The following is a 17,032-nucleotide window of genomic DNA, read 5'->3' as shown; positions in this document are numbered from 1 at the left end:
TGCTCTGCCTCCAACCGGTCCAGCGCGGCGTAGAGGCCCTGGACGAGGCGGGCGCGGTTCTGTGCGTGGGCGAGGTCACCGCACGGGGACGACGCCGCGGGCGACAGCCGACGCAGTGCCTCACCCAAGGTGTAGGCGAGCAGCTGGCGAAGCTCGCAGTCAGCCGGCAGCCGCTCGACCCGGCCCGCGAGTTCGTCGCGCAGCAGCCGCGCATGCCCGGTCAGCTCCAGCACGGTCAGAGCGGTGTCTGCCGCCGGCGGCACCGACTGCGCAGTCCAGGACAGGGCCAAAGCGGCCAGCCGCAGGTGCGGTTCTCGGTCGAGTGGCAGCTCGTGCCCGAGTCGCCCCTCCGGATCGTGCACGACGCCGTAGTAGCCGCTCACGGGCGGATAACTTCCTCCGGGGAGACCCCGACGTGCAGCTCGGTGGGATCGGCGGCCATGACGAAGAGCCCGCGCCGCAGCAGCCACGTCCGCTCGCGGTCCCAGTCCGCCCACCGGTAGCCGATGTGTGCGAAACACGGCACAACGAGCCCGGTGATCGCCTGAGCCTGGACCGCGCGCCGCACCCGCCGCCACCCCGACCGGTTCAGACCCGCGCCGAGCGGGCCGACATCCGTCGCTGCGCAGCCCGCCGGAACATGCCAGCCGCGTCCAGCGGCGTAGGACCGCAGCCCGTCCAGTACCTGTGCGCAGCTGGCCTCGGACGGGACGACGGCGTACACCGCTACAGAGCCGATCGGCGCCGCCCCCGCCCCGGGCGGCACGAGGGCGCTGAAGGCGGCGAAGGTGTCCGGCATGAGGGCCTCCTGAAGGTGACGTTCGTGTCCCAGGTCCACGCAAGCAGTCACCGCGCGGCGCGTACGACGTCGCAGTGATGCAAGAGCGATGCAATTGCCGCCCAGGCGGGGTGAAATGGACCCAACTGGCGGGCATGCCCAGGGCGAGGCCGGTACGGTCTCGGCACCCACCCGCCCTGGTTTCGGGAGACGGAGCATGGCCGGCAGACGGCATCCCCCCAACGCCCAGCTGCGTTGCGTACGCGAGCTGGACCTTCAGATGTCCCGAAGCGAGTTCGCCAGATTCGTCGTCGACACCGGAGCCAGCATGGGCGAGAACGTCGGCTGCACCGCGCGGCTGGTCGCTGCCTGGGAGGACGGCGACGTGGCCTTGCCCCGGGCCGTATACCGCCGGATCCTCACCCGGATCAGCGGCCGCGCGATGTCCGAACTGGGCTTCACCACCACCTCGGCCCCAGCCACCGCGGTGATGAGCCACCCGCCGCAGGCTTCGGTGGACCGCCGCGACTTCCTGCTCGACGGCGCCGGCGCCGCCCTGGCCCTGCTGCCCCTACCCCCGGAACGGACCGGCCGGATCGGGGCCGCCGACGTCCGCACCGTCACGCGGACCGTCACCGCCATCTACGCCCACGACACCGAGCACGGATCGGCGCAGCTACGCCGATCCGCGTCCACCGCGATGCACACCGCCTACCAGTGGCTGCAAGACGGGACCTACACCGAACGCACCGGCCGACAGTTACGCATCGCCACCGGCCACCTGTCGGTCGCCGCCGGATGGCTGTCCTTCGACTCCGGCCGCCCGGCAGACGCCCGGAGCCTGTACGGCGAAGCCCTCGCCGCGGCCCGCATCGCCGACGACCGCGCCCTGGAAGGCCACGCGTTCGGTTGTCTGTCCCTGGTCGCCAAGGCATCCGGCCGCCCCCGCGAGGCCGTCGCCGCCGCCCAAGGCGCCCAGAGCGCCGTACGCACCTACGGATCCACCCGCATGCTCGCCCTCATGGCGATGCGCGAGGCCGGAGGCTGGGCACTGCTCGGCGACGTCGGCGCCACCGACCGGGCCATCGTCCGCGCCCACCACCTCTATGCCCAAGGCCCCGCCGAAGCCGATCCCGACTGGCTCACCTTCTTCACCCCCGCGGAGCTCGCCGGCCTCGAAGCCCTGGCCCGCGCAGACCTCGACCAGCACGAGCGCGCCGCCGCCGGGGCAGAACAGGCCGTACTCCTCCACGGCGACCAGTTCGCCCGAAACCGCGCCCTGTACCTGGGCGACGTGGCGATCCAGCATGCCGTCAGGACAAGGCCCGAGCCCGAGGCCGCCGCCGAAGCAGCCCACCGCGTCCTGAGCTACCTCCCTGACGTCCGCTCCGACCGGTTGCTCCGCCAGCTCCACAACGTCGCCGGCGCCCTGCAGCGGCACACCGCCGTCCCGGCCGTCGCCGACTGGCTCGACGCGTACCGCACCACCACGGCCAGCAGCTAGGAGGACAAAGTGACCACCCCCAGCACCAGTACGGACACAGTGATCCGCACCTACGGCCCGGGCCAGGTCCCCGCCCTGCTCGACGTGGCCGCCGACATCTGGGCCGACGCCCACCCCGAACTGGTCAACAACCCCGAGGCCGCCACCGCCGGGCTGTCCGTTCCCGCCCTCCGCCGCCAGATCACCGGCCACCTTCGGCACGAGGGCTTCACTCTGGTCATTGCCTACTCCGGAGGCACCCCCACAGGCATGGGATACGCCTTCCCCTGCGCCGCCGAGTACTGGTTCGGCACTGAGCTGCTCCCAGCGATCCCCGAACCAGCCCGCACCGAACGGCTGATGGGACTGTGCGAGCTGGCCGTCCGTCGACCCTGGCAGTCCCACGGCATCGGCACCCGCATGCACCAGGCCCTCATCACCGCCATCGCCCCGAACTGGTCCTCCCTGCTCGCCCTGCCCACCAACGACCGCGGCCGCCAGCTCTACACCCGCCTCGGCTACCAGTACGCCGGCCCGTACCGCAACACCCCCAAGGGCCCTGCGTTCGACCTGCTACTGCTCCACGTCGCCGGAGGGTAATGCCGGGCCCGCTTGGTTGTGTGGCTGCACCTCCCGGCGAGCACACCATGGTGCAGGCTGGGGCCTTTGGCGGGTCAGGATCGAAGGCGGTGCCGGTCGGCACCCGCACGCGCGGCGCCGGTGCGGGCGGTGACGACGCCCACGCACCCGCCGGGAGGCCAGAGTGTCAGTCGCCCGGATGTTCGTCGAGCAGGGTGAGGATGACGGCGGGCGCCCTCTACAGGCCGCGGCCGCGGCGACGTTCAGGGGGTGTGGTGTCCGGCCCTCCGGGTCTGGCGGCGGTGTCTGGGCCGCCGGCACGCGGCGCCCGGCCCTTGGCCGTGGTGGAGCGAGACCGAGCGGCCCCCGAGTCCGGACGCCTGGGCCGCTCATTCGCGCCGCCGGGCCCGGGGTTCTTGGCCCTGTTCTCCCGGAGTCGCGCGGCCGAGAGCGCGCTTCGCACAGCGTCTTCGGCGGCCCGCTCGGCCGACGGGAGACGGCTGCGGCGGATGGCTTCGACCCGGCCCGGCGTGGTCGCGGGCAGCGTCGGCAGAAGCTGGACCGGAAGCGGCCCGTCGGAGCGCGGGTCGACGAGGAGGGACAGCAAGGGCACGGATGCCCGGTGACTCACCCGCACGAAGCCGCCGGGCTCTGGGTGTGCCATCGCGGCCACCGTGTCGGCATCGATGGCCAGCTGCTGAAGGACGGGGCGGCTCGCGTCGTTCACCTCACCGCGGGCGGCCATCTCGACGACCACGCTCCGGTACTTGGCCAGCCACCGGGCGGCCTCCTCGGGGAGGAAGGGAAGAGCCCGCTCGTCCTCCAGCGAGCGGACGGCAGCCGGATCCCGGAGCCAGGCACCGTCCGGTCCCCGCTCGTTGAGATCCAGGTCGGCGCCGGCGCGGTTGGTGATGAGGATCCGTCGGACGGAAGGGCTAGCTTCGGCGGCCGCCACCGTTTCCGGGATCATGCGGTAAGCAAGATCCTGTAACTCGGGAGGCGTCCAGCGCCCTCCGTCCAGGAAGCGGTCGACGGCGTCGAGGCGACTTCGCTCGGCGCGGACCGCGAGGGCGATGACCTCGACATCGAAGCGGGCCGAGGCGAATCGCTCTGCGGTCCCCAGCGTCATCTGCGGATCGCGGAACACCGCCTCCAGCAGCAGGCTGTACCTGTGCTGGAGGGCGTACTCGATACTCATCCGCACCCAGGCCCCCGACGCCTGCGCCGTCGCGGTCTCCCGGGTCTGGGCATCCTCATCGAGGAGTTCGCGGTACCGCGGGTGGAGAGGGCGCAGCTCGTCTCCCGTGAGCTGCACGATGCCGCCTTGGTGCCGTTGCCCCACCGCGGCCATGGCCTGCGACTTCCCGGCGGCGGGCTGCCCGCCGAGCAGGACCAGGGTGGGGCGGCTGGAGGGCGAGGGGGAGTACGGGCCGAAGACGAACTCGCGGACGCGCTCGTCGAACCGGGCCTGAAGCTGGTCCTCGGTCAGATAGAAGTCGCTGGGATCACTCATCCGGCCTTCTTCAGGGTGTCCACGTCCGCCTTCCAGCGGGTGATGTGCGCGATGAGCTGCTCGCGGTCGTGCGCGGGCACGAGGCGCCGGGCGTCGCGGACGGCCAGGGCCTGGTGCCACCATTGCTCGCGCTCGCGCGGACTGGGGGCCGCGTCGGACAGACCGGTGTAGCGCCCGATCAGGTCGTTGGCGGTCTCGGCGAACACGTCGTAGAGCATGGCGGTCGGGGTGTTCTCGAACGGGTCGGTGCCGGTGGTACTGGGCATGAAGCCTCCTGTGGTCGGTTGTGGCTCGCGTGGTCTGTGCGAAGGCCGACACCGAGGGCGCACGCTGTGAAACGGCCTGTCCGTCTCCCGTGCCCTCCCTGCTTCGGTGCCGTGCTCCGGCCTAGGGACCACTCCAGGTGGTTTTCTATTTGGTGCGCTTGCGCTGCTGGGTGGTGCTGTCCGGCGCGCGTTGTGGTGCTGCTGAAGGGCCCCGGCCGGTGAGCGGGGTGGCTGCTTGCTGTTGGGAGGAGGGGCGCCTACCAGCGGTACTGCGCAACCGTGCAGCCGAACTGGAGGGCCGGGTGGACGGGATCGTCGCTGCGATGCTCACACGCATGTCGCCCTCCACGCTGTGGTGCTGCAAAACGGGGGGGTGCGGGCCCGACGAGGTCTCTTCGGTCCTTCCGCGATCGATCTCGATGAGGCCGGTCAGGGCGCCTTCAGCGAAGAGCCGCTCGGCATTGGAGCGGGCGGCGGAGTGCGAAGCCTCGGGTGAGTCGGACGGGTACAACCTGCGGATCAGCGGCTCGGGGGCCATGCGGCCGCCGTAGGGGCTGCTGCCCTCGTCAAAGAGGATGCGGCCCTCCTGCCAGCGCAGGGCGTTCTGCTCCAGTGAGGTCTGCATGGGGACTTCGACACTCAGCACGACGCGGTCGGCGTAGCCCTCGCGGGCCAGGTTCCCGAGCATCACCGACGTGGAGTCGAATTTTGCCATGACCCCGTCGAACAGGAGGTTGAAGCCCTCCGCGCGTGCCCAGCTTTCGAAGGTGTCGCGGAGGAATGAGCTCTCGCGATGCACCAGCGGCGCCAGCTCGGCCGGCGCCAGGCGTAGACCGCCGGGCAGCGTGTAAGCGTCAGGAGGCAGGACGGGGGTTCCGCCGTGGCGAATGATGGCCTCCTTGAAGACGTCGGGGTCCAGCACGACGTATTCGTCGGGGTCCAGTGCGTGTGCACGGGCCAGAGCCTGGCCGAGTTCGGTCCCGTCACCCTGCCGGGTACGGAGCAGTCCCTGGGCGGCGCCTTTGCCTGCGCCGGGCGGGCCCGACGTCAGCAGCACCGCCTTGCCGGGCAGTCCCGCGCAGGCGGCCTTCGCTTCGTCCAGAATCGCGCGATGTAACCGGAGGCGCTCCAATGTCCACGTGCCGTTCACGTGGTGCTGTCCGTAGGTGTCGGCCGGCCCGGTGGCCAGATCCCCCGTCGTGAAGCGGTCCTGGAGGTGCTGGTAGACACTCCGGTAGCGATCGCTCAGTACATCCATAGTTCTCATCCCCCTTGTGGTCGGGCCTGTCAGTCCTGCTGGCGACGGCGGATGATCTCCTGGTAGTCGGCCTCGGAGATCTGTCCGTTGAGCACGGCCATGCCCAACACGTCGGCCGTGTTGTCCTGGTGGGTGGGCAGCGTGTGGGCCGGGTCGATGACCGGCTGCTCCAGCGGCCAGACCGCGACCGTGTCGATCATCTCCTGGCGGTCGAGTTCGCCAGCTGCATAGCTGGACAGGTATGCGCGCAGTGAGTTCATCGGGGAAGTCCCTTCAGTCTCTTGACCGGACGGTCCGGCCAGGGTGGTGCGAGTTCTTGATCTCATTGTCTGTGCCATCGTTGCGAGCGGGCGACGGAGCCGATGCCGGCGGCGGAAAGTAGTTCATCGAGCGGGGTCAGTGAACAGGCGGGCCGCAGGTCGCCTTGAGGACCTCTTGGGGGGGGCAGAGGCGGATGCTGGTGTGCGGCCTCTGGGTGTTCCGCGGACTCCATCGAGTGGCCATGACCGCCGTGCCGGGCAGGCCTCCTTGTGGGCCGAGCATCCCGACCTGACTACCCTCTCCGGCCCCGTTAGGGAAACCGTGGGCGTGCAGACCACGGGTGTTCGAATCTACTGCCCCTCGGATTTTACGGAAATTCCGTAATTCTCTGCTTCGGCTGTCCTATAGCTCCGCGACTGGCTATCGTTTCCTTGTTACACCCTCTGGGCTGGTGGCGTTCTGCTGCTGCCCTTCGGCGCGCTGCGCAGAGCCGCAACGTGCCGAAGGTCCGCTGCCGCGGACCTATCCCGAGGTGAAGAAAGGGGTGCCGTGAAGGACCCTGACGAAGAAGGCAGCAGGCTACCGAGGCGCAGTCGTGTGCGCCGCTTGGTGGCTCAGGCCCGGTGGGCGGTACGAGGCGCCGTCCCGATCGTGGCCTTGCTGGCCTACAGCGCGCAGCTGGTGCGCGCACTCCGGGGGTAGCCGCCCCGGACGTGCCAGTAACACGTCCGGGGGGCTGTTTCCGGGACGGCCCGTCGCGGTGTAGGTGCTGCGACGGGCCTCAGGTGTGTGCTTGGCGCGGCACACATTCACCGGATGCTCCGAAAGTTACGTGACCCACGATACTGCACTGCACCCCACCCTAGTACATGGATTGATGCACTAATTAGGCCCGGAAATTTTCAGCAGTGCCGCCGAATCTCTCCCGGGATTGCTGGAAATGATGACGGCGGAATCTGTCGTGGGGTGCCGGTCGAACAGCAACGCGCCCCAGGAGGGTTGGGGCCACATGCCGAAATCGGTATGTGCCCGGGCGCGCGGATCTGGAGAGCACCCTGCAACGTTTAGGGGAGGCCGCCGCCGAGGCGCTCCGGGTGGCCGTCTGCCCACGCGCGTGGTGCTCGTGTACCAGAGGCACCTCGCAGCGGCTACGGCGCGGTGGTGCTGCCGTTGACCTGAGGCGGATTCGTGATGGCGGTGAAGAAGGTGCTGACCAGCTCCTGCGGCATCTTGTAACCCTTGACCTTGCCGAAGCCGGGGCCCCGCGGGGCGAGAGGCGGCTGCATGCCCGCCGGCCACCATCCTTCGCGGACACCGCGTTCCAGGGCCCTCTTCAGTGGACCTGCGTGACCGCGCAGGTTCTTGCCGTCCAGCTCCTCGCGCAGCGTCTCGTCCGACACGAAGCCGTCCCTGACAGCGGCCTCCCGGAGTAGACGCTGGGCCCGCTGCGGCACGGCCTGGTAGAAGCGGCCGGCACGCTCCACGGTCCACTCGGTGTCGAGCTCGACGACGGCGGCGTGCTTGGCGAGGAGGGCGAGGAGCTCGGTGCGGAATGCGTCGTCCGGCTCTTCGATGGTCACAGTGATGCGCATGGCTCAGGGCTCCCGTTACAACAAACGTAGATAGACGCTGCGATGACGTGAAGTCAGGCTAGCGGAGACCCCTCTTCTCTGTCCTCGTCTTGTCGATGTCTGCCGGTACGAGATGTCTCCGACGGCCTCGGATGCGGACCGGCCCAGTCCCGTTTGGAGTCCGGAACGGAACCCTGCATCGTCTGGGGTGAAGCGGTGGAACGGCGCGTCTCGCCTCGGATAAGGTGCGATATCCGTTGTGAAAGTCCTCTGAACTGCGGAAACTTCGCACCTCAGAAGCCCTTCGCGATGCTGGTGGCTGGTCAGCGGGCCGTCCATCAGTGGTCTCAGATCCGCAGAGTCTTCTGGCAGTCCACTAGGAACGCCTCAATCGCATCGGACAGCTTGCCCGCTTGTTCGGCTACGGTTCCGAACCGGGGAAAGTCGGCGACCGTCACGTTGTCCGCGGCCATGACCAAGGACATGGCCGCGTTCATGACCTGCATGCCGGAGCGCTCCACCTCCTCAGGCCCTTCGAGCCGGACGAGAGGGTACTTGGCCATGAGTAGGCGCCGAAGCCGGTTGAGCTCCTGGACCCACTCTTCCGGGTCTGGGGGCGCACCGTTGAGCCGGTAGCCGTTAGCAGAGTTGGGGTCGGAGGCGACTGCAAGGTCTGCAGCCACGCTGACGAACGCTGCATAAGCCTCTCTCCGCCTGTCCCGCCTCTGCGCGTCCAGTGGCGCGCGCCGCGCCGCACGGGAGGACATTGCTGCTGCACCGAGCGCTGCAGCGGCACCGACCAGGACGCCGACCAGGGTCCATATCTGAGCGTTCATGCCGGGAGTTTAGGCCCCTGGTTGGACGCGATGGGGCTGCCGCTGTCTCAATCCACACCGTGGGCCAGCACGCTGGCGACGTCGGCCGCGAGGCTGTAGCCGGGGCTGTCGTCGAGGAGCTCCTTGCGGGAGTTGTATCGCTGGGTGGTGCGCGAGTCCTTGTGGTCTGCCCACCGCTGCACTTTGTCGGGGCGGGCGTCAGGCTTCGCGAGCGCGTGCGTGATCGCGTCGACCTTGGTGCCGTGCGGCCCGCGCAGCGGCAGGTTGGCGCGCTTGGCGAGGGCCTGGAGGGTCCGCCACACGGCAGGTTCGTCGAGCTGCCCGCCGCTGGCGGTGCAGAACAGCCACCCCGTCTTCCGGCCGTCGAGGTAGCGCTGGAGCGCGTTCCACGCGGCCGGCGGGATCGGCTTCCTCGCCCGGCCACCGCCCTTGACCTTCGCCAGCAGCAGCACGTGATGCCCCTGGTCCTCAGAGAGGTCCTCCACGCGGGCGTTGAGCAGGGAGTCGATGCGCACGCAGCAGGTGTAAAGCACCAGGAGCATCGCGTATGTGCGGCTGCGGTACGCCGCGATGCGATGCCCGTCCCGGGCGGTGACCAGCAGCTTCGCCCATTCCTGCTCGGTGTAGCCGGGCGTCGAGGAGTAGTCCGGGTCGAGGTAGGGGCGCTGGACGGCGTCGAACGGATTCTTCACCCCGTCGTCGCTGATCTTGTCCAGGAAACCGAAGAACGAGGAGGCCGACGACAGGGCGTTCGCTCGCGAGGCGTCCGAGTACGGGGAGCCGGTGCGGGCCATCTCGCCCCGCCGGCCGCCCTTGACCCGCACCCACTGCGGGGTGGTCTCCAGCCAGAGCCGGAAGCCGTCGGCCAGGGTGAACTTGACGGCCATCGGGTGGGTGCCGTGCTCCCGGGCGAACTCGTCGAAGACGCGGAAGCCGCGGGCGTACGACTTCATCGTGTTCACCGACCGCTGGTGTGCGATCCAGGACGCGGCGAGCGTCGGCAACGGATCGCCCTCGCCATACAGCGCGAGCAGATGGTCGTACAGCTTCCGCGCGTGCTCGGGCCACAGGTCCCGCGGATCGCTCCGCAGCGTCGAGAGCGTCGAGCGGGGCGACCGGGCCGCTTCCGAACCGGGCGTGTCGGTCAATTCACCTGTTTGCGGTACATCCTGATCCGGTGTCAGCATCCTGACAGGATAACTGTAATTATCCTGTGGGTTTGTTTCAGGCGCTCGGGCGGCCTCACTTCGACGCCTTGCGGGCGCGCAACTCCACACCCCCCTGATGTGCGGCAATGCAATCGGTCGTTTGTGAGGGTGTCGCTCCGTCGAACCGGTGGCCTTGGTGCCCGCCATGTCGAACTACCGGACGTGGATCGGAGACCTGGTCGATCCCAAGTTGCGTAGCGCTAGACCGCAGTTGAGGCGGTAGTGTCACCACCCTGAGAAATCTCACCCTTCGTGGGTCAGATAGAAGGGCGGGGTGCATGCCAGTCGAGGATCGCGTATGTGTCTGTGGCAAGGAGTTCCGCGGGACCAACATGAAGTGCAGCCGTTGCCTTGCTACGTGGCACACCTGCGGTCAGTGCCACGAGCAGTTCTACGGGCGTGGGCGGGTCTGCAAGAGGTGCCAGTCCAAGGTCAAGGAGTGCGCCAGCGATGGGTGTGAGCGCATCTTCAAGGGCACCAACAAGCTGTGTAAGCCGTGCCGCCAGGAAAAGCGTCAGTGCGTCGAGTGCGACCGGGAAATCGTCAGCGACATGCTTCGGTGCAGCTCATGCCAGGCGGTCGAGCGGTTGTGTGTCGACTGCGACGCGGTGTTCATCGGGAAAGAGCTGCGCTGCCGACCGTGCCGCACCGTCGAACGGGACTGCTTCGGATGCGGGGAGCGCTTCACGGGCGAGACCAACTACTGCCGGGAGTGCCGGAAGTCGGACCGGCATTGCGTCGCCTGCAACGCGAACTTCCAGGGCCACCGGCTGCGCTGCAATCAGTGTCTCGTCGAGGAGCGGGACTGCGACGGGTGCGGCCGGCGTCACCGCACAGCAGGTAACCGCTTGTGCAGCACCTGCCGGGCCCGCGAACGGCAGTGCTCCGAGTGCGGCCGACGCATGCACAGCACGCGCACCCGCTGTCCGGGCTGCGAAGCAACAGACCGCATCTGTGTCGACTGCGAGAGCCCGTTCTGGGGACGGGAGCCGCGTTGCGGACCGTGTAAGTGGAGGAGCACTCCGCCTGAAATCCGCACCAACCGCTCTCGCGCCTACTATCAGGCACGCCGCGCGCGGATCCTCGGGGCCTCGGGGACTGATGGTGTGTCTGAGGAAGAGTACGCGCAGATTCGGGCAGGCGGCGTATGTGTCTATTGCGGCCGGGCCGCCAAGGAGCGAGCCGACGTTGACCACATTCGTCCCCTCACCCGGGGCGGGCGGCACGAGGTATCGAACCTGGTTCTGGCCTGCGTGCACTGCAACCGGAGCAAGAACAACAGCTTGCTGACCTGGTGGCGCCCGGACCGAGTCGCACATGCCTACGAGGTATCCGAAAAGGTTGCCGCCGAATACGCGCGCCAACTGGCCGAGGAGCAAGACAACGACTTGGACAGCGCAAGCTGAGCCGATGTTGCTGCCCGCTGGCGAGGCTGATCCGGCGGGCAGCTCGGAAGCAGAGCAGACCCATCTGTAGTTTTCGTCGGTGACCGCGTCCAGCGGCCGGCGTCGGCGGCTGCGGCGAGGAGGTCGGGCAGGGTGACAAGGGCGGGCCCGGTGGGCGGGAAGAGCGGCAGTTCGGCGGTCTTGACGTAGTCGATCCACTCGATGACCCCGACTTCGCGGTAACAGAGTGCCACGGCCTTCGGGACCAGGCCGAGCCAGCCGAGCTGCCCCCGCAAGAACCACCTCGACCACGGACGGCGACGGCCGGGGATCACCGACTGTCAAAACCTCTGACAGCAACACCGGTTGGACTCCAAGCTGAGCCACCCGCTTCTACGGCTGGCAAGCTCAGCTCACATCTGGCCGCTGGCGAGGCAGTTCGGCTTGGCGTACCGCGCGGGAGGTCAGGGCCATGACCACGCCCAGACTGGCGAAGGCGCCGCAGCCGATGAACACGGGGGCGGCGCCCCAGGCTCCGATGGCAGCGCCGACCAGTGGGTAGCTGAGGGGTGCGAGACCGACCATGGTGAGCATGACGACGGAGGTGACCCGGCCGAGATAGGCGGGGTCCGCCGCAGTCTGTATCAAGGCGTTGTCCAGGCTGCCGAAGACGCCCGCGCTCAGTCCGATGAGCGCGGCCAGCACTACCGCGATCCATAGGGTTGGAGCCAAGGCGATGGTGGCCGCGCCCATGCAGCCCACGAGCAGTGTCCCGGCCAGCATCAGGCCGGCGCGGGGCAGCCAACCGGCGATGGCGAGCAGCGCGGCGCTGGCGGCGGCTCCTGCGCCGAAGCTGCTGACGATCCAGCCGTAGCCGGAAGGGCCCCAGCCGCGTTCGGCGTTGAGGAGGACCATGCCGACGTTGAGGGTGCCGGTGAGACCGAGCTCGCAGACGGCGCCGGCGGCGACGAGCGGGCCGATGAGGCGGTGGCGGCGGATGTAGCGCAGGCCGTCGAGGAGGTCCTTCCATGCGGTGCCGGGTTCCGGCTGCTTTGGCCGTGCTCCCCCAGGGGCCGTATCCGTATCGTCAGCAGGAGCGGCAGGGATAGGGCGAAGAGGAGGCCCGCGACGGTGAACGCGGCCCCAGCGCCTCCGAGTCCCATGGCCAGGCCGCCGATGGGCGGCCCCGCGATTTGACTGAGGCGCATGGACAGGGAGCGCATGCCGGTGACCCGGGCGAGTTGGCCGGTGTTGGTGATCCGCGCCGGGAGGGCGCCGATCGCGGGTACGAACAGCGCGTCCACGGCGCCGAAGACGAGCGCCACCGCGACCAGGATCCACAGGGCTGGTGCGCTCAGCATGATGGCTGCGGCCACCGAGAGGGTGAGGAGGCAGCGCAGCGTGTCGCTGCCCAGAATCACCCGGCGGGGGTCGATTCGGTCGGCCAGCACGCCCCCGCCGAGCATGAGCAGCGCGCGGGGCAGCGCCCCGGCGGCCATGACCAGACCGAATTCGGTAGGACCGGCGACCTTCTGGGCGGACCAGGCGAGGGCGACGAAGTACACGCTGTCGCCGACGAGGGAGGCGGTGTACGCGGTGAGCCACCGCAGCACGTTGCCGTCGCGGTAGGCCGGTGTGGAGGCGCTTTGGGGTAAGGCTGTCTCTGCGGTTGCCATAGCGGGGCTCCGTTACGTTGGGGTACAGCCCGGTCAGGGCCGGAAGGGGAAGCCGTAGAGGTGGGCGGATACGTGCTCGCGGTCCTCGGTGTCGCCGGCCGCCTTGGCCGCCTTCCCGCGCTCCCGCCAGCGCCGGGCCACTGCCTCCAGTTCGTCGCTCATCTCGGCGACTTCGGCCGGAGTGAGGTCGAAGATCCATTCGGAGCTGAACGCGGCATCGGTCCAGGCCTTGCCCCAGGCGGGCGCCTGGTCCAGATACGCGCGGTACTGGGCTGCGCGGGTGTCGAAGATGCCCCGGGTCACCGCCCCGACGGCTGCGGCCCCCTCAGGCGTGTCCGCGAAGTCTGAGTCGCGAAAGCCCCAGCCTTCCTCGGACGCCACCTGCCACCACCGCTCACGGCCGTCGGTTCCTTCTCCGCTCGCCTGTGTCACGAAGCCGTGCTCGGCCAGCTTGCGCAGGTGGTAACTGACCAATGACGGTGTCTGCCCGACATGTTCAGCGAGCTGAGAGGCGGTCGCTGTACCTGCGGCGTAGAGCAGCCGGTAGAGCTGCATCCGCAAGGGGACAGTGAAGGCCTTCAGTCGGGACAGGTCAGTGATCTGCTCGGGCTCATGCTTGGGGCGCATGCCCTCAACATAGATATGAAGCAGAAGTTTCGCAATTTCTACTTCAGAATTATGCGGGGCGACCCGATCCCGCAGTAGGGATCTGGGGCCAGCCGATCCCGGCCGGCTCGGCTGCCGCGAACGCTGACGACGCGTTTAGCGTCGGCGGTCGCCCGGGGCTGACCCCGCGTTAGGTGTCCGGACTCGGCACCGACACCCTCGCCCTCTCTGTGTGCGCGGCCGGGCCGATGACCGTCCAGGCCCGGCTTACTCCTCTTGGCCGTCGTCGTCATCATCGAGGGCGGCCGCGTCCGGGTCACGCAACGGCCGCAGGGTGCCGCCCGCAGGCTGGGAAGCCACGTGCGAGGAGTGGTTCGGCACCCACCCGGTCCAGGTCGTGCACGAGCCGACGCGAAGAAGCGCGCGTTCACCAAGGCCGAGCTGCATGCCTTCTTCGAGCACTGCGACGACGAGGTCGCCCGGATCAGGGCCTTCGGACGCAAGGGCTGGCTGTCGGCGTTCCGCGACGCCACCCTGTTCAAGACCGCCTACGCCTACGGGCTGCGGCGCAACGAGACGCGGATGCTCGACGCCGCCGACTTCGGCCGCAACCCGCACGGCGCCGAGTTCGGCGAGTTCGGCCGCTGCCAGGTCCGGTCAGGCAAGGCCAAGAAGGGCTCACCGCCCAAGCGCCGCGGCGTGCTGACCGTGTTCGGCTGGACCCCCGATGTCCTGGACGAGTGGTTCACCGAGGTCCGCCCGTTGCTGGGCACCGACGGCAACCCGGCGGCCTGGCCATCCGAGCGCGGGATGCGGATCGGCTGCCAGCGCATCAACTCCCGCTTCATCACCTACCGCAAAGCTCTGGGCCTGGACGACGGGCTGGACTACCACTCCTTCCGAAGGTCCTACGTCACCCACCTGATCGAAGACGGCTGGGACCCCCGCTTCGTCCAGGAACAGGTCGGTCACGAGCACGCCAGCACCACGTCCATCTACACCTGCGTCTCCTCGGACTTCCGTACCCGCACCCTGCGCCAGCACCCGGACGCCATCGTCGCCGCCGCCCTCCGGGCTCAGAATGGGAGGCAGGCATGAAGCGCAAGGTCGGGTACGCCTGGCGGTTGCGTGAGGTGATGGCCCAGCACCGCATCTTCACCGCGACCGAGCTGGTGCCGCTGCTGCGTGAGCGTGGCATCGACCTGTCCGCCTCCCAGGTCCACCGCATGGTCTCCGGCACCCCCGAGCGGCTGTCGTTGCAGGTCCTGTCCGCGCTCTGCGACATCCTCTCCTGCACCCCGACCGACCTGGTGGCCACCACCGCCGAGAACGCCGGCGTCCGCAAGACCGCCACTGGCGACCTGCCCACCCCGCCCTCGAACGTCGCGAAGCTCCGGCCCCGCGCGGCCCGCATCCTGCCCGACGCATGAGCCGCCCCTACGCCACCGACGAGCAGTACGAACGCTGGTACATGGCCGAGTGCTGCCGCTGCGGCCAGCGCAGACACAAGGCCGGCACCTGGCCGGACGGCTACGTCTGCCGAACCTGCTCGGACCGCGCGGTGCGAACACGAGGCACCTGCCCCGGATGCGGCCAGGACCGGGCCCTTCCCGGAATCCACCCCGTCGACGGCTCCGCGATCTGCACAACCTGCGCCGGCTTCTCCCAGACTTTCGACTGCTCGCGCTGCGGCTTCGAGGGCAAACTCCTCGGCGGCCGACTCTGCGAACGCTGCACCCTCACCGACCGGCTGACCGCCCTCCTGGACGACGACACAGGCCGCGTTCGCCCCGCGCTGACGCCCCTGCTCACCCTGCTGGTGGCTATGGACAAGCCCAGAAGCGGCCTGGCTTGGCTGGAGATGCGCCGCGGCCAGCCGGGAAACGCCTCGCAGCTACTGCGGCGGCTCGGGCTCGGCGAGATCCCTCTGACCCACGACGCCTTCCACGAACTCCAGCCCTGGCGGGCAGCAGCTCACCTGGAAGAACTCCTGATGGCCAGCGGAGTCCTGCCCGCCGTCGACAAGTACATCTGCTCCTTCCAGCGATGGCTGCCCGGCTACCTGGCAGACATCGCCGATCCCGAGCACGTTAAGACGATCAAGCTCTTCGCGACCTGGCACGTCCTTCCCCACCTACGGCAACGGGCCGATCGGAGTCACATCACGCCGAGCGTCCGCCGCTTCGCAGCCGAGCAGATCAAGCACGCGACCACCTTCCTGCGATGGCTCAGCACCCAGGACAGCACCCTCTCGTCCTGCGGCCAGCTCGACATCGACGCCTGGTTCGCCGAGAACACCGAACACAGCCGAACCGGCCTGAGGGCCTTCCTCAACTGGGCCAGGCAGAGCCGCCGTTGTCCACGCTCCCTGTCCGTCCCCACCATGAAGGTCTCCCGACGCCCCGCGCTGAGCGAGGACGAGCGCCTGGCCGCGCTCGGCCGGTTGCTGACCGACGCAGACACCCCGATGCGCCTCCGTGTTGCCGGCGTCATCGTCCTCCTCTATGCGCAACCCATGACCCGGATCGTCCAGCTCACGGTCGACGACGTGTTCCACGACGGAGAGACCACGCTTCTGCGGCTCGGGGAGCCTGCCTCTCCCGTCCCCGCACCAGCCCTGCTACTGGCATACATCGCGGACCGCGACAACATGAACACCGCAACCAATCAGGCATCCCGCTGGCTCTTCCCTGGCCGCCGAGCCGGACGGCCAGCCCGTCCCGACCACATGTCCTCACTCCTGGGCGAGATCGGCATCCCGGTCGCAGCCGCCCGCGGCGCCGCCATCCGGCAACAACTCCTCGAACTTCCCGCCCCCGTCGTCGCGGACCCCCTCGGCTACCACGACAAGACCACCAGTCGCCTCCTCAGAGAGAGCGGTGGGACCTGGAGCCGATATGCCGCTGGCGATCACAGGCGGTCACCAGCGGGCTGGGCTCCCCGAGGAACCCGCGAAGGTTGAATACGAGAGCCCACCAGTACCGAACAGGTGTCCACCCCTCGGGGACAAGGCCCTATGCCGGAAACAGTCACCCGACCTCTGCGGTGCTTTGGCGGGTCAGGCTCTGCCGTGCTGGTCAGTCGGCGACACTCAGCTTGGCCTTGGCAGACTTGGTCCCCTTGAAGGTGAAGCTGAAGTTGGTCTTCTTGGTTGCCCATCCGTCGTTGATCACGGTCCTGCCCTGGCCGTTGCCCGCTTCGATGTACAGCTTGGCGTGGCGCTGGTCGGGCCGGGTGTCGTTGACCCATCCGTAGACGCGGAGGTTGTCGCCGGTGCAAGCCAGGCGGTACTCGGCCTCGGCTCCGGGGACGTTGATCGTCCTGTGGGTGGGGCAGGTTGCAGCGCTGGCCTCGGGTGCGGCGACCAACAGGAAGCCCGAGGCGGCGAAGATCGCAGATGCGGCTGAGGCAAGGGTGCGACGCATGGGCGGTCCTTTCTTTGCGTGTTTCGGCGGGGGCTCGCGAACCCGCCGGTCGGCAACCTAACCTCGCACCGCACACGTCAGTACGGAACTGCCTAGTAGTGCTTTGTTAGCCGGTCTTGTCACCTTGGGTGTTCGGTAGTTCGCTGGCGGTATGAGGGCTGGGGAGCTTGCGATGGTGCGGGGCCGG

The 17,032-nt window shown here is 68.8% G+C and carries 16 protein-coding genes and 2 pseudogenes; 6 read left to right on the top strand and 12 right to left on the bottom strand.

Going from position 1 to position 17,032, the window contains the following annotated elements:
- Positions 1 to 41: 41 nt before the first annotated feature.
- Together ACZ5D2_RS15590 and ACZ5D2_RS15585 are read right to left on the bottom strand one after the other, a co-directional pair.
- Positions 42 to 362, bottom strand: a pseudogene (locus ACZ5D2_RS15590) (DUF6415 family natural product biosynthesis protein); the annotation flags it as partial.
- A 17-nt stretch (positions 363 to 379) separates the two neighbouring features.
- Complete coding sequence (locus ACZ5D2_RS15585) at positions 380 to 799, bottom strand: hypothetical protein (protein ID WP_468929585.1); 420 nt, start codon at positions 797 to 799, stop codon at positions 380 to 382.
- A gap of 196 nt (positions 800 to 995) precedes the next feature.
- Here ACZ5D2_RS15585 and ACZ5D2_RS15580 point away from each other — a divergent pair, with 196 nt between their 5' ends.
- The gene (locus ACZ5D2_RS15580) at positions 996 to 2,282 is read left to right on the top strand and encodes a hypothetical protein (RefSeq protein WP_468929582.1); all 1,287 of its coding nucleotides are present in this window, start codon (positions 996 to 998) and stop codon (positions 2,280 to 2,282) included.
- A gap of 9 nt (positions 2,283 to 2,291) precedes the next feature.
- Positions 2,292 to 2,861 (top strand): GNAT family N-acetyltransferase, encoded by a 570-nt coding sequence (locus tag ACZ5D2_RS15575; RefSeq protein ID WP_468929579.1) that lies wholly within the window; start codon positions 2,292 to 2,294, stop codon positions 2,859 to 2,861.
- A gap of 217 nt (positions 2,862 to 3,078) precedes the next feature.
- On the opposite strand, the gene ACZ5D2_RS15570 is transcribed toward ACZ5D2_RS15575, so the two are convergent.
- From ACZ5D2_RS15570 to ACZ5D2_RS15540, 7 genes are all read right to left on the bottom strand, one after another.
- Positions 3,079 to 4,353 (bottom strand): zeta toxin family protein, encoded by a 1,275-nt coding sequence (locus ACZ5D2_RS15570; protein WP_468929576.1) that lies wholly within the window; start codon positions 4,351 to 4,353, stop codon positions 3,079 to 3,081.
- Positions 4,350 to 4,619 carry a hypothetical protein gene (locus ACZ5D2_RS15565; protein ID WP_468929573.1) on the bottom strand — a complete coding sequence of 90 codons (270 nt, stop codon included), beginning with the start codon at positions 4,617 to 4,619 and terminating at the stop codon, positions 4,350 to 4,352. The genes ACZ5D2_RS15570 and ACZ5D2_RS15565 overlap by 4 nt, the downstream gene beginning before the upstream one ends.
- 145 nt (positions 4,620 to 4,764) lie before the next feature.
- A complete protein-coding gene (locus ACZ5D2_RS15560) occupies positions 4,765 to 5,877 on the bottom strand; it encodes a zeta toxin family protein (RefSeq protein ID WP_468929570.1) in 1,113 nt (370 codons plus the stop codon).
- Positions 5,878 to 5,906: 29 nt separating this feature from the next.
- Positions 5,907 to 6,137, bottom strand: a complete 231-nt coding sequence (locus ACZ5D2_RS15555) for a hypothetical protein (RefSeq protein ID WP_468929567.1) — start codon at positions 6,135 to 6,137, stop codon at positions 5,907 to 5,909.
- Between the two features lie 1,149 nt (positions 6,138 to 7,286).
- The gene (locus tag ACZ5D2_RS15550; RefSeq protein WP_468929564.1) at positions 7,287 to 7,730 is read right to left on the bottom strand and encodes a hypothetical protein; all 444 of its coding nucleotides are present in this window, start codon (positions 7,728 to 7,730) and stop codon (positions 7,287 to 7,289) included.
- A 326-nt stretch (positions 7,731 to 8,056) separates the two neighbouring features.
- Positions 8,057 to 8,545: a hypothetical protein gene (locus ACZ5D2_RS15545; RefSeq protein WP_468929561.1), complete on the bottom strand. Its 489-nt coding sequence runs from the start codon at positions 8,543 to 8,545 to the stop codon at positions 8,057 to 8,059.
- Positions 8,546 to 8,592: 47 nt separating this feature from the next.
- Entirely contained in the window at positions 8,593 to 9,693 is a 1,101-nt protein-coding gene (locus ACZ5D2_RS15540) for a tyrosine-type recombinase/integrase (protein WP_468929558.1), read from the bottom strand.
- A 1,166-nt stretch (positions 9,694 to 10,859) separates the two neighbouring features.
- Between ACZ5D2_RS15540 and ACZ5D2_RS15535 the strand changes: the two genes are divergently transcribed.
- On the top strand, positions 10,860 to 11,159 hold the full coding sequence (locus tag ACZ5D2_RS15535) for an HNH endonuclease (protein ID WP_468929555.1): 300 nt from the start codon (positions 10,860 to 10,862) through the stop codon (positions 11,157 to 11,159).
- A gap of 387 nt (positions 11,160 to 11,546) precedes the next feature.
- Here the strand turns inward: ACZ5D2_RS15535 and ACZ5D2_RS15530 are convergent.
- Both ACZ5D2_RS15530 and ACZ5D2_RS15525 read right to left on the bottom strand, forming a co-directional pair.
- Positions 11,547 to 12,814, bottom strand: a pseudogene (locus ACZ5D2_RS15530) (MFS transporter).
- Between the two features lie 33 nt (positions 12,815 to 12,847).
- Positions 12,848 to 13,441 (bottom strand): helix-turn-helix domain-containing protein, encoded by a 594-nt coding sequence (locus tag ACZ5D2_RS15525; protein WP_468929552.1) that lies wholly within the window; start codon positions 13,439 to 13,441, stop codon positions 12,848 to 12,850.
- Between the two features lie 339 nt (positions 13,442 to 13,780).
- Here ACZ5D2_RS15525 and ACZ5D2_RS15520 point away from each other — a divergent pair, with 339 nt between their 5' ends.
- The 3 genes from ACZ5D2_RS15520 to ACZ5D2_RS15510 are packed head-to-tail and all read left to right on the top strand — an operon-like array spanning position 13,781 to position 16,382.
- On the top strand, positions 13,781 to 14,518 hold the full coding sequence (locus ACZ5D2_RS15520; RefSeq protein WP_468929549.1) for a tyrosine-type recombinase/integrase: 738 nt from the start codon (positions 13,781 to 13,783) through the stop codon (positions 14,516 to 14,518).
- Positions 14,515 to 14,850 carry a helix-turn-helix domain-containing protein gene (locus ACZ5D2_RS15515; protein WP_399984336.1) on the top strand — a complete coding sequence of 112 codons (336 nt, stop codon included), beginning with the start codon at positions 14,515 to 14,517 and terminating at the stop codon, positions 14,848 to 14,850. Before ACZ5D2_RS15520 ends, ACZ5D2_RS15515 begins: the two co-directional genes overlap by 4 nt.
- Positions 14,847 to 16,382, top strand: a complete 1,536-nt coding sequence (locus tag ACZ5D2_RS15510; protein ID WP_468929545.1) for a hypothetical protein — start codon at positions 14,847 to 14,849, stop codon at positions 16,380 to 16,382. The genes ACZ5D2_RS15515 and ACZ5D2_RS15510 overlap by 4 nt, the downstream gene beginning before the upstream one ends.
- 115 nt (positions 16,383 to 16,497) lie before the next feature.
- Here ACZ5D2_RS15510 and ACZ5D2_RS15505 read toward each other — a convergent pair whose 3' ends face one another.
- Positions 16,498 to 16,845 (bottom strand): hypothetical protein, encoded by a 348-nt coding sequence (locus ACZ5D2_RS15505; protein WP_468929542.1) that lies wholly within the window; start codon positions 16,843 to 16,845, stop codon positions 16,498 to 16,500.
- Between the last annotated feature and the right edge of the window lie 187 nt (positions 16,846 to 17,032).

Source organism: Streptomyces sp. NPDC031479 (assembly GCF_055581065.1).
The sequence above is the reverse complement of the archived record's forward strand: the minus strand, read 5'-3'. Positions and strand labels throughout refer to the sequence as shown.